Raw genomic sequence first — 12,528 nt, 5'->3', positions numbered from 1 at the left:
GGAGTTGTGACCGAGAAGCGGAGCTGTGCGGATGCACAGTGAGCATCGGAAGCCGCAAATCACGACGCGCAGTAGGTTTTGTTATGGTGTTTCAGTCGGCGCCGTCCTGGCGCAGCAAACGCGCCTGCTGCGCCGCGCTGCGCGCCAGCGCGGCCAGGGCCGCCTGCATCTGCTCGCCATCGAGCACCGCCGACTGCAGCAGCGCGCTCATGCCGGCTTCCGCGCCGTGCAAGCCCAGGGTGCGGCAACCGAGGTGCAGCCGTTCGAGCTGCTGGCGCGCCTGGGCCGGTTCGCCGCGCGCCAGCAAGGCATCGACCTGTTCGCTGGCGGCGACGATCTGTCCCTGGAAGCCCGTCAGATAGGCCAGCAGGCGTTCGCCGTCGATGCCGAGCCGCTGCAAGGTGTCGCGCGGCGTCTCGGCCGGCAAGGCGGAGACGTCGAAACAGGCGTCGATATGCTGGCGCACCTGCTCCGGCTGGAAGGGCTTGACGATGTAGCCGGCGGCGCCGGCCTGCACGGCGTCGCGCACCGTGTCGTGGTCATTGGCCGACGATACCAGCACCAGCGGCATGGCATCGAGCGCGCTGTCGGAGCGGATTTTCTGCAGCAGCTCCATGCCGGACAGGCGCGGCATGCGCAAGTCGCAGAAGCACAGCGCGGGGCGCAAGCCGCCTTCGAGCTGCTCCCACGCCGCCGCGCCATCTTCGGCTTCCACGATATCGTGCACGCCGCAGCTGTCGATCAGATGCATCAATACCATGCGCGACACGACATCGTCGTCAACCACCAGTACTTTCATTGCTTTCTCCATTGCCGGCGGCGTCAGGGGCCTGGCCGTATTCTACCCAGTTTCGCCGCGCACCCGATGGCCGGCATTGCCTATTTTACATTTCCTTGCCCGAAACGGCTATTTGCGCCAACAGTGCGCGCAATTGCGGCAAATGCATGGCCACCTGGGTCCAGCGCCCGCCATCGGCCGCCTCTTCCATTTCCGTGCACAGCATGTGCAGCTGCGTTTCATCGAGATAGGCGGCGCTGCCCTTCAATCCGTGCAGCAGGCGCCCCGCATTGTCGCTGTCCTGCGCGGCCAGGGCGGCGTCGAGTTCGCGCAGGCGCCCCTCCAGGTCGGCGACGAAGGCGACGCGGATGCGCCGCTGCAGTTCGCCGCTGCGGCCGGATTGCGCAAGCGCCGCCGCGGGGATGGCCGGCGCGATGCCGAACAGGGCGTCGAGTTCGGCCTGCCCCCGCGCGCTAGCGCGCGGCGCGTTCGACGGCATGCGCGGCAACATGAAACCGCGCTGCAGCTGGCGCTCGATGGCACGCGCCAGCAAGCCATGCAGCGCCGCCTCGTCGACGGGTTTGCTGAGGAAATCATCCATGCCGACGCCCAGATAGCGGCCGCGGTCTTCTTCGCTGGCGTTCGCCGTCAGGGCCACGATCATCAGCTCCTGGTCGCGCACGGGCTGGTCCGGCCAGCCGCCCACACGGATCAGACGCGTCGCCGTGGCGCCGTCCATCTCCGGCATGCGCCCGTCCATCAGGATCAGGTCATAGCGCGTATGCACGCAGGCCGCCACCGCCAGCATGCCGTTGGCGACCACGTCGACCCGGTGTCCCAGTTCCTCGAGCATGACGCGGATGATGATCTGGTTGGTGGGGAAGTCTTCCGCGCACAGCACGCGCAACTGATGGCTGTGCGGCGCCAGCGCCACCTGCGGCACCAGCGGCGGCGCCACGCCGTCGGCCAGCGGCAAGGTGAAGGCAAAGGTACTGCCCTGCCCCGGCGTGCTGGCCACCTCGATCTCGCCCTCCATCAGTTCGACCAGCTGGCGGCAGATCGCCAGGCCCAGCCCCGTGCCGCCGTAGCGCCGCGTGGTGCTGGCGTCGGCCTGCTCGAACTTCTGGAACAGGCGCGCCATCGCATCGGCATCGATGCCGATGCCGCTGTCGCTGACGCTAAAGCGGATCAGGTTGACACGGCGTCCGCCGCTGCCGCTGGCCACGCCGGCCCGCTCGACGCACACGCTGACGCCACCGCGCTGGGTGAACTTGAAGGCATTGCCGACCAGGTTGACCAGCACCTGGCGCAAGCGGGTCGGGTCGCCCACCACGAAGGGCGGCAGGTCGGGCGCGAAATCGATGGAGAAGCCGATGCTGCGCGCGGCAGCCTGCTCCTCGAACAGGCTGACGACCGTCTCGATGGCCGCGCCGAGCGCGAAGTCGATGTTTTCGATACTCAGCTTGCCCGCCTCGATCTTGGAAAAATCGAGCAAGTCATTGATGATCACCAGCAGCGACTGGGCATTGGCCTGGCCGCGCAGGATCTGCTCGCGCGTGGCGTCGTGCAGCTGTTCGTCGCGCAGGGCAAAGCCCAGCATGCCGATCACGCCGGCCAGCGGCGTGCGCATCTCGTGGCTCATGTTGGCCAGGAATTCCGACTTCTGGCGCGTCGCATCCTCGGCCTTGCGCTTGGCCTGGCGCAGGCTTTCCTCGTTTTTCGTCAGGCTGCTGTTTACTTGCGCCAGTTTTTCCGACTGGGCCAGCACTTCGATTTCCTTGCTCTGCAATTCGGCCGTGCGTTCGCCGACGAGTTTTTCCAGCTCGTTCTGCTGGCGCCGCAGCGCGCGCACGCGCTGCCGGTACGCGACATACACGGCGCCCAGCAGCAGCGCCGCCATCAGGGTGCGGAACCACCAGGTCTTCCAGAATGGCGGCAGGATCGTGATGGCCAGGGTGGTGCCGCTCTCGTTCCACACGCCGTCCTTGTTGGCCGCCTTGACGCGAAACACGTAGTTGCCGGCATCGAGGTTGGTGTAGGTGGCAAAGCGCCGCCCCGCATCCGTCATGACCCAGTCCTGGTCGAAGCCTTCGAGACGGTAGGCGAACATATTGCGCTGGGGCGCGGCGAAATGCAGGGCCGCGAATTCCAGCGAAAAGACGCTTTCGCGGCTGGTCAGGACCAGCTTGCGCGTATGGTCGATCGCCGTGCCGAGCACATGCGCGAACTCGCCGCGGCCGATGGCCACCGGCTTGTTGAAGATCTGCAGTTCCGTGATGGCCACCAGCGGCGGCACGCGGTTGTCGTGGATATCCTGCGGCACGAACGCCGTCATGCCGTTGAAGCCGCCGAAATACATGGTGCCATCGGCCGCGCGCAGGGCCGCGCCATCGAAGTACGAGCCTTCCACCGTGCCATCGGCGCTGTCATAGTTGCGGAACAGGCCGCTGCGCATGTCGAGCCGCGTGATGCCGCTGTTGGTGCTCAGCCACAGCTGCTCGTTGTCGTCGCCGAGAATGCTGGCGACAGCATCGTCGGCCATGCCATCCTTGCGCAGGAAGCGACGGAAGCGGATCTCGCCCTTGGCATCGACGTCCATGCGGTTCAAGCCGTTGGCCGTGCCCACCCACAGCACGCCGCGCTTGTCTTCGTGCAGGAAATGCACTTCGTCGTGGCTCAGGCTATGCGGGTCTTGCGGATCGTGGCGGAAATGGCGGAAGCGGCCGCTGGCGCGGTCCAGCAAGTCCAGGCCGTGGAAGGAGCCTATCCACAGCCGCCCCTTGCCGTCTTCCAGCACGGGCCGCACCATGTTGTCGGACAGGCTGTTCGGGTCGGCCGGATCGTGGCGATAGGTGGTAAAGCGGCGGCTGGCGGGATCGAAACGGTGCACGCCGCCCCGCGTCGAGACCCACAGCATGCCGCTGCGGTCGCTCACGACATTGCGGATGGTGTCGCTGTTCGGGTCGCCGGCGGCAAAGCGCATGGTGAAGAAGCGTTCCAGGGCCGGATCGAAGCGGTGCAAGCCCGTCGAGCCGCCCACCCACAAGGTGCCGTCCGGCCCCTTGTACAGGGTGGTGATCTGCTCGTCGCGCGACATGCCGGGCGAGCTGCGCAGGTCGAACAGGCGCGAGCTGCCGTCGCGCGTATCGTACAGTTTCAGGCCGCCCTTGGTGGCCAGCCACAGCTTGCCATTGCCCGCGTCGGCCACGGCGCGCACTTTCTTGTCCGCCAGCGCGCCCACGTCGCCGGGCGCGCGCGCCATGCGCGCAAAGCCGCCGCTGCCCAGGTCGACCCGGCTCACACCGTTGTACCAGGAACCGACCCAGAAGGTGCCGGCGCGGTCGCGGTACAAGGATGACAGCTGGTTGTCGGCGACGCTGAACTTGTCGCCCGTCTGGTGCCGGTACTGCAGGAAGGTGTCGCTGTCGGGCAGCCAGCGGAACAGGCCATCGGCATTGCTGCCCAGCCAGACGGTGGCGTCGACATCCTGGTACAGGCTGGCCACGCGGATGGCGGAAAAGCCCTGTTTTTCGCTCAGGCGTACGCGCGCCTGCGGCGGCTGGCCGGCGCCGCCCAGGCGCCAGCGCTCGGCACCGGCCATGGTGCCGATCCACAGGTTCTGCTGGCGGTCGATCAGCAGCGACTGGATCACGTTGTACTTCGAGCCGGGCGTCGCGTCGACGGCGAAATGCTCGAAGCGCTCGCTGCCCGGCGCCAGCATGTCCAGGCCCGTTACCGTGCCGATCCACAGGCGCCGTTGCGCGTCCAGCGCCAGCGCCTTGATTTCATTGTCGCCCAGGCTGTGCGGGTTGCCCTCTTCATGGTGCCAGGTGCGGAAGGCGCCGGTGGCGGGATCGAAATGCTGCAAGCCGTCCGAGGTGGCGATCCAGAAGCCGCGCGCGCCATCGTCGAGGATGGCGTGGATATGCCGGTTGCCGTTGCCGCGCTTGCTCTTTTCCGCCGGGACATAATGGATGAAGGTCTGGCTGGCGGCGTCGAAGCGGTCCAGGCCATTGTCCGTGCCCACCCACAGCTGGCCCTGGCTATCGACATGCAGCTCGCCGACCCAGTTGTCGGCCAGGCTGGTCTTGTCGCCCTCGATATTCTTGTAGACGACCATGCGGTAGCCGTCGTAGCGGCTCAGGCCGGACTGGCTGCCGAACCACATATAGCCCTGCCGGTCCTGGGCGATGGCCAGCACCGATTCCTGCGCCAGGCCCTGGTCGACGCTGAGCTGGTCGAAGCGCAAGGTGGGCGCAGGCGCCGCCGCGGACGGACCGCCGATCAGCAGAATTAACAGTAAGGCAACATCGAAAACACGTCGAAATACCTGCACAATCGTCCTGTCAAAAAAAACGCGAAAACTCCCGCAACTGTTCCGGGGGCCGTCTCAAGAACCAAAAAACGCCAGTACATCGTCCTTGCGGGCCTGCGTATCGCGCTGTCCAAGACGGATCAGCTCATTAGTATACGTCGATTCGAACAATAAATACGATGCCAGCGCCGCGCCGCGCGCTTCGGCCGCGCCGATGCCCGACAACATGGTGCGGATGGGACGCGGCAAACTGCCGATATGCCGGCTGGCGATGGCATCGAGCCGCTCGGACGGCGCGATAACCAGCAATTCCACCGGCCGCAAGGCCGTCTTGCCCAGCAGCTCGGGCGGCAGCATCGACAGGGTCAGGTTGATGCGGTTCAGGCGCTCGATGTCGACGGCCAGGCCATCGAGGAAGATCGACGACAGCGCGTGGCCGGCGATCTGCGCCAGGCTCGGGTAGCGCGCCGCTTCCGACGCGGCCGGTGCCGGTTCCGTCATGCGTCCCGCGCCCACCACCAGCACCTTGTTCGCGCCCAGGTGAATGGCCGGCGAGATCGGCGCCAGCTGGCGCATGGAACCGTCGCCGCAGTATTCGCGCTGGCCGCCCACGTACAGGGGCACGGCGGGGAAGATAAAAGGGATGGCGGCCGAGGCGAGCAAGTGTTCCACGCCGATCTGGTCGGGCAAGGCCAGGCGCTGCGTGCGCACCCACGGCGCGATATCCTCGGCCGTCTGGTAAAACGTCATGTGGCGGCTGCCCGAATACGACGACGCCGTCACGGCCAGCGCATGCAGCAGCCCGTCGGCCAGGGCAGCATCGAGGCGCGGCAGGTCGAGCATGCGGTGCAGCAGGCTGACCAGCGGGGTATTGTCGAGCAGGGAACTGGGCGGCGACGCATGCCACTGGCGCAGCAGCCAGCCGAACGACAGCAGGGACAGCCAGCGCGCGCCCGAGCGGATCACGCCCAGCGAATCGGCGCGGTATACCTGCTCGACCTCGATGTGCTGCCACACGTCGAGCAGCTTTTGCACGCCCTCGCCGAAGTTGTCGGCGCGGCAGGCCAGCGCCGTGGCATTGATGGCGCCGGCCGAGGTGCCGCAGATGATGTCGAACGGGTTGCGCGCCGGCGCCCAGCCCGCTTCCCACAGAATCGCCGAAATCGCCTGCAGCACGCCCACCTGGTAGGCGGCACGGGCGCCTCCTCCCGTGAGTATCAAGCCTGTTTTATTTTGCATTCCCATGCCGGCAGATTAGCAGGGTCTTGATACTTTGTGGAAAAGTTTAGTCGCCTCGGACCATGCCTTCGCGCCGTGGATCGGCACCGCCAAACCAGAAATCCTTGCCATGCGCATTCAGGCGCATGATGCCCTGCAAGCCGGAATTCTGTTCGATGACGCGCACCTCGTGGCCCATCGCCTGCAGCGCCTCGACTTGCGCGGCCGGCGCGCGGCCCTTTTCCAGTTCCGTCGGGCCGTTGCGGCTGCCGAAGTTCGGCAGGCTGATCGCCTGCTGCACGTTCAAGCCCCAGTCCATGGTGCCGACCAGGACCTTGGCCACATAATTGATGATGGACGAACCGCCCGGGGAACCCGTCGCCAGCACCAGCTTGTGCGTGCCCTTTTCAAACACGAGGGTGGGCGACATGGCGCTGCGCGGACGCTTGCCCGCTTCGACCCGGTTGGCGATGGGACCATCGGCATCGCGCGAATCGAACGAGAAATCCGTCAGCTGGTTATTCAGCAGGAAGCCGTCGACCATCTGGCGCGAACCGAACGCGTCTTCCACGCTCGTGGTCATCGACAGGCCGCCGCCGAAGGCGTCCACGGCCACCAGGTGCGAGGTCGACGGGCGCTGCAAGGCGTTGTCCATGCCCCACGCCACCTGCATGCCGGGCGGCGTGCCGGGCAAGGCTTTACCCATGGATTTCTCGCCGATCAGGGAGGCGCGCTGCGCCAGGTAGGTTTTGTCGAGCATCGAGGCGATGCCCTTGCCCGGCAGCGGCACGAAGTCCGTGTCGGCCACGTAGCGGTTGCGGTCCGCGTAGGCCAGGCGCCCCGCTTCCGAGAACAGGTGGATCGCCTGCGCATCGAGCACGCCGTCGACGGGCGGATACGGGCGGATATCCTTCACTTCCAGCATGCCCAGCATCTGCGCGATGGCGATGCCGCCCGACGATGGCGGCGGCATGCCGCATACGGTCCAGGCCTTGTAGTCGCTGCAGACGGGTTCGCGCACCTTGGCCTGGTAGCCGGCGATATCCTGCGCCGTCAGCTTGCCCGGATTGGTCGGGTGCGACGCCACCTTGGCGGCGATGTCGCGCGCGATGCGGCCGTTGTAAAAGGCGTCGGCGCCGCCGCGGGCGATCTCGCGCAAGGTGCGCGCCAGTTGCGGGTTTTTCAGCACGTGGCCGACGGGCCAGGCCTTGCCCTCGCCGTCATAGAAATACGCGGCGGCGACAGGGTCGCGCTTCAGCGCCTGGTCCCAGGTCAACAGGCCGTTGAGGCGCTGGCTGACGGGAAAGCCGCCGTGCGCCAGGCGGATGGCGGGACCGAACAGGGTCGCCCACGGCAGCTTGCCATGCTCCTTGTGCGCCAGTTCCAGCATGCGCAGCACGCCCGGCGCGCCCACCGAGCGCCCGCCCACCACGCCCGTGGCGCGCGACACGGGGCTGCCGTCCGCATTCTGGAACAGGTGTTCGTCCGCCGCGGCGGGCGCCGTTTCGCGCCCGTCGAAGGCCTGCACGCCCTTGGCCGTGGAATACAGCAGGAAGGCGCCGCCGCCGATGCCCGACGATTGCGGTTCGACCAGGGTCAGTACCAGCTGCGTGGCGATGGCCGCGTCGATGGCGCTGCCGCCCTTTTTCAGCATCTGATAGCCGGCATCGGCGGCCAGCGGATTGGCGGCGGCGACCATGAATTTCTGCGCCGCCCAGCCGTTTTTTTCCGCATACGCGGTGGCGATTTCCGGCGCCTTTTGCGGCACTTCGGCAAATACGGGGCTGGCAGCCAAGGCTCCCAGCAAGGTCAGGCTCAGCGCCAGCGGCTTCAATGCGATCATGGATTCTCCGATAAAAAAAGGGCGCACAGCCAGGCAAGGCTGTACGCCCCATACGGGGGTATCCTACATCAAATGCCCAACACGGCGCAGCCGCCATAAGAGTGCCTGGGAATGTACAGGGCTAGGCGCGTGGCCGAAGACAGTGCAAATAGCACGGCGAGGCCATGCAACAACGCCCTGGGCATTGCCCAGGTGCTCTTATTTTGGTTGCATGCGGATCGCGCCATCCAATCTGATCGTTTCACCATTGAGCATGACGTTTTCCACAATGGCCTTCACCAGTTGCGCGTATTCGCCGGGCTTGCCCAGGCGCGAAGGGAACGGCACCATCTTGCCCAGCGCATCCTGCACTTCGGCCGGCATGCCCAGCAGCATGGGCGTTTCGAAAATGCCGGGCGCCACCGTCATCACGCGGATGCCGTTGCGCGACAGGTCGCGCGCCATCGGCAGGGTCAGGCCCACCACGGCCGCCTTCGATGAAGCGTAGGCCGCCTGGCCGATCTGGCCATCGTAGGCCGCCACGGAAGCCGTGTTGATGATGATGCCGCGCTCGCCTTCCGCCGTCGCATCCTGTTTCGCCATGGCGTCGGCCGCCAGGCGGCACATATTGAAGGTACCCACCAGGTTGATGTTGACGACCTTCTGGAACAGGGCCAGCGGATGCGGGCCATCCTTGCCCACGGTTTTCACGGCAGGCGCCACGCCGGCGCAGTTGACCAGGCCGCGCAAGGTACCGAGCTTGGTGGCCGCCGCCACCACGGCCAGGCCGTCTTCTTCCGACGTCACGTCACACTGCACGAACACGCCGTTCAGTTCAGCGGCCAGCGCCTGGCCCGCCTCCGTCTGCACGTCGGCCAGCACGACCTTGCCGCCAGCGGCCGTCAGCATGCGCGCCGTGGCTGCGCCCAAACCCGATGCGCCGCCCGTGATGATGAATACATTGTCCTGAATCTGCATGAAATCTCCTGAGTGATAAGGGCCGTGTTCCCGGCGCCTGATGGTTGATGCACGATGCCATTATTACGCTATTACGTTTACGTAAACGTAATGTCGGCGACAATTGTAGCCATTTTTGCGCGCACCGAGCGAAAACTTGCAGCGCCAGCGACTGGCAAGGTTAAAAACACTGCATGAAAGCGCCGTTGCGGTGGCAGATGCGCCCATTGGCATCGAGCGTGGCGTTGCCCGCGCCGTTGTAGCGCGCGCCGGCCGCGTCGCGGCAGCCGCCGCTGTCGCATGCGCCGATGGGCTGCGGCGCGCGCGGCATCGGCACGGCCGGGTTGGGCGGCAGGGGCGCCATGGGCACGACCGTTGGTGCAGGTGGCGCCGGCATGCGGCCGATCACCTGCGCCACGGAACGGCGCGGCTGCACGGGCGGCGCTGGGCGGCACGGTTCCACCGCCAGCTTGCCGCTGTCGCGCGGGTCGAGCCGGCACACGGGCAGTTCATCGGACGCCGCCGGCTCCTGCGCCCAGGCATGGCCGCCAGCCGATACCAGCATGGCGCAGGCCAGCGCCAGCATGGTTTTTGTCATCTTCTTCATACCCCCTCCCCAAGCATCGATCCTACCGCTTTTATTATTGGCACACGCCGCGCCAAATGCCAGCGAGGGCAACACTCTCACGTCTGCGGCTGCCACGCGCATGCTGCAACGGTGTTTTATTTCCTTTCAGCACTTTCCTTCTTGCCAGGATGGCATTACAATAAGAACGATTCTTATTCTCATTAGCGAAATTCGAGCGCAATTTATTATCTTTTCATTCATACCCGAGCCACCCGGAAGGCAGCCAGGAAATAACAACATCCGGAAAGTTCACCATGACCCAGCGTAGTCCCGCCTTCATTCATCCTGTTACGCCCGCCCGCCCCATCCATTGCGCCACCCTGCTCCTGCCCTGCCTGCTGTCCTTGGCCGTCGGCAGCGCCTGGGCCGAAGGCAATGCGGCCGCCGATCCGACCATGAACACGGTGGTCGTCACCGCCTCGGGCACGGCCATCGACATCAAGGATGCGCCGGCCAGCATCAGTGTCATCACGCGCGAGGAAATCGAGCGCCAGCCCGTGTATGACTTGAATACCCTGCTGCGCCGCATCCCCGGCGTGACGGGCGGCACCAGCCCCGTGGGCGAAGAGTCGAAGATCAAGCTGCGCGGCTTGCCCGACAAATACACCTTGATCCTCGTCGACGGCAAGCGCGTGGGCAGCTCGGCCGACACGGCCTACCGTCCCGACCTGGGCCGCCAGGACTTGAACTGGATTTCGCCCGACATGATCGAGCGCATCGAAGTGGTGCGCGGCCCCATGTCCTCGCTGTACGGCTCGGACGCCATGGGCGGCGTGATCAACATCATCACGCGCAAGGTGCCGGGCAAGTGGGACGGCTCGGCCACGGCCAACTACACGCAGCCGCAGGACAGCGGCCGCGGCACGGCGCACCAGCTGGGCCTGAACCTGGCCGGTCCCCTGTCGGACACGGTGGGCATGCGCCTGGGCGTGGGTCAGACGCGCCAGAATCCCGATGAAAAAGCGATCGGCAAATCGGGCGGCATCGGCGGCGAACGCAACCAGACCGTCTCGGGCCAGCTGAACTGGGCGCTGGACAAGAAGCAGAACCTGTCGCTGGACGCCAGCTACGGCAAGCAGCAATCGACGGATTCGACCACGCTCGACGCGGACGGCTACCCGCTGTTCGGCGCCTGGGGCGCGAGCAAGCTGATACGCAAGAGCGCCAGCATCGGCTATGAAGGCCGCTGGGACTTCGGCAAGGCCGTGGTCAACCTGTACCACAACGACTTCGACAACGAGGTGGTCGGCACGGTGGCGAAATCCAAGGACAGCACGCTGGACGCCAGCCTGGAAAAACGCGTCGGCTGGGGCGGCATCGAGCAGATGCTGGTGATGGGCGGCCAGTGGAAGCACCAGGAACTGACGAACACGGACACCATCGGCACCGTGCCCACCGATTACCTGGGCAACCCCGTCAGCGGCGCCACCCTCTCCGGCACCACCTCGGCCCTGTTTGCGGAAGATCAGCTGTTCCTGCGCGACAACCTGACGGCCACGGCCGGCCTGCGTCTCGATCACCACAGCAAGTTCGGCAACCACTACAGCCCGCGCCTGTACCTCGTGTACCACCCGGCCCCCGCCTGGACCATCAAGGGCGGCATCTCGCAAGGCTTCCGCGCACCGAGCCTGAAGGAAAACTCGCCGGCGGCGGCCACGCAGTCGGGCGGACGCGGTTGCGGCAGCCTGAAACCGCTCGGTTACATCACGGGCGGCTGCTACATGGCCGGCAATGCGGACTTGAAGCCTGAAACGAGCACGGCCGGCGAGATCGGCGTGGCGTGGGAACAGAATGGCTGGGACGTGGGCCTGACGTACTTCCACACGGATTTCAAGAACAAGATCGACTACGCGCCGCTGGGTTTTTACCAGAAGCAGTGGTGGACCAAGATGACGAATATCCAGAAGGCGCGCACCAGCGGACTGGAAGCGACGGCGAATATCCCGCTGACGAAAAACCTGAACTGGCGTAACAACGTGACCTACATGGCGGAAGCGAAAAATCTGACCACGGGCGCCAACCTGCTGTCGACGCCGAAGCTGTCGTGGTACTCGGCGCTGGGCTGGCAAGTCAACGACCAGCTGTTCGGCGAAGTCTCGGCGCAGTACACGGGCAAGGAACTCGACGCGGGCAAACTGGCCGACAAGGCCTACACCATCGTCGATACGGTCGTGTCGTACAAGGTCACGCCCCAATGGACGGTGCGCGGCGGCGTGCAGAACCTGTTCAAGAAGGGACCGATGGCCGATGGTCTGGTCGACTATTACGTGCCGGGACGGCGCATGTTCGTCGGCCTGACCTCACGGTTCTAATAACGGGGCGGCGGCGTATCGGGCGGCGGCGTGGCGGCATTGGCCGGGACGCTGCTGAGCATCTGCCCGGCGACGGGCACCTTGTGCCCGCTCGCATACATGCATTGCTGGTAGGCATAATCGTAGCGGCGCTGCATGCCGTATGCGGAACTGTCGGCCGCGCCCGTGCCCGCCAGCGCGCCGAACAGCAAACCAGTGCCGGCGCCCACGCCCGCGCCATGGCCGCCATCGATGGCGGCGCCGGCCGCCGCACCGAGCACCGTGCCCAGCGCCGCGCTGCGCACGCCGCTATCGACGCTGGCCTGCTGCGCCGAATTGCCGCCCAGCTGCGCCTGGGCATAGCCGCGGCAACTGCCGTCATCGCGGCGGAATTGTTCGAAACTCTTGCCCGTTCCCGGCAAGACCATGGCCGACGGCCCTTCCGGCATCACCGTGCAGGCGGCCAGCAGCAGCGGTGCCAGCAGGCCGGCACGCCCCATCAACGCTCCCGTGTTCATG

8 protein-coding genes are annotated in these 12,528 nt (G+C 66.0%); 1 reads left to right on the top strand and 7 read right to left on the bottom strand.

What is annotated here, in order from left to right; all coding sequences use genetic code 11:
- Positions 1 to 91: 91 nt before the first annotated feature.
- From ACQ4WQ_RS18460 to ACQ4WQ_RS18435, 6 genes are all read right to left on the bottom strand, one after another.
- Positions 92 to 799: a response regulator gene (locus tag ACQ4WQ_RS18460; protein ID WP_436499043.1), complete on the bottom strand. Its 708-nt coding sequence runs from the start codon at positions 797 to 799 to the stop codon at positions 92 to 94.
- 85 nt (positions 800 to 884) lie between these two features.
- Positions 885 to 5,027 carry a hybrid sensor histidine kinase/response regulator gene (locus ACQ4WQ_RS18455; RefSeq protein WP_436499041.1) on the bottom strand — a complete coding sequence of 1,381 codons (4,143 nt, stop codon included), beginning with the start codon at positions 5,025 to 5,027 and terminating at the stop codon, positions 885 to 887.
- 141 nt (positions 5,028 to 5,168) lie between these two features.
- On the bottom strand, positions 5,169 to 6,338 hold the full coding sequence (locus ACQ4WQ_RS18450; protein WP_034751717.1) for a patatin-like phospholipase family protein: 1,170 nt from the start codon (positions 6,336 to 6,338) through the stop codon (positions 5,169 to 5,171).
- 40 nt (positions 6,339 to 6,378) lie between these two features.
- The gene (gene ggt, locus ACQ4WQ_RS18445) at positions 6,379 to 8,154 is read right to left on the bottom strand and encodes a gamma-glutamyltransferase (protein WP_436499038.1); all 1,776 of its coding nucleotides are present in this window, start codon (positions 8,152 to 8,154) and stop codon (positions 6,379 to 6,381) included.
- A gap of 198 nt (positions 8,155 to 8,352) precedes the next feature.
- The gene (locus ACQ4WQ_RS18440; protein WP_070224603.1) at positions 8,353 to 9,111 is read right to left on the bottom strand and encodes a 3-hydroxyacyl-CoA dehydrogenase; all 759 of its coding nucleotides are present in this window, start codon (positions 9,109 to 9,111) and stop codon (positions 8,353 to 8,355) included.
- A gap of 160 nt (positions 9,112 to 9,271) precedes the next feature.
- Positions 9,272 to 9,697: a hypothetical protein gene (locus ACQ4WQ_RS18435; RefSeq protein ID WP_436499036.1), complete on the bottom strand. Its 426-nt coding sequence runs from the start codon at positions 9,695 to 9,697 to the stop codon at positions 9,272 to 9,274.
- A gap of 275 nt (positions 9,698 to 9,972) precedes the next feature.
- Here ACQ4WQ_RS18435 and ACQ4WQ_RS18430 point away from each other — a divergent pair, with 275 nt between their 5' ends.
- Positions 9,973 to 12,030, top strand: a complete 2,058-nt coding sequence (locus ACQ4WQ_RS18430) for a TonB-dependent receptor domain-containing protein (RefSeq protein ID WP_436499034.1) — start codon at positions 9,973 to 9,975, stop codon at positions 12,028 to 12,030.
- Here ACQ4WQ_RS18430 and ACQ4WQ_RS18425 read toward each other — a convergent pair.
- Positions 12,027 to 12,527 (bottom strand): glycine zipper family protein, encoded by a 501-nt coding sequence (locus ACQ4WQ_RS18425; RefSeq protein WP_436499032.1) that lies wholly within the window; start codon positions 12,525 to 12,527, stop codon positions 12,027 to 12,029. The two genes, ACQ4WQ_RS18430 and ACQ4WQ_RS18425, sit on opposite strands and share 4 nt — an antisense overlap.
- Position 12,528: the final 1 nt, after the last annotated feature.

It is taken from the genome of Janthinobacterium goodfellowi (assembly GCF_051380695.1).
GTDB lineage: Bacteria > Pseudomonadota > Gammaproteobacteria > Burkholderiales > Burkholderiaceae_D > Janthinobacterium.
Note: the sequence above shows the minus strand (reverse complement) of the source record. Positions and strands in the feature narration are given on the sequence as shown.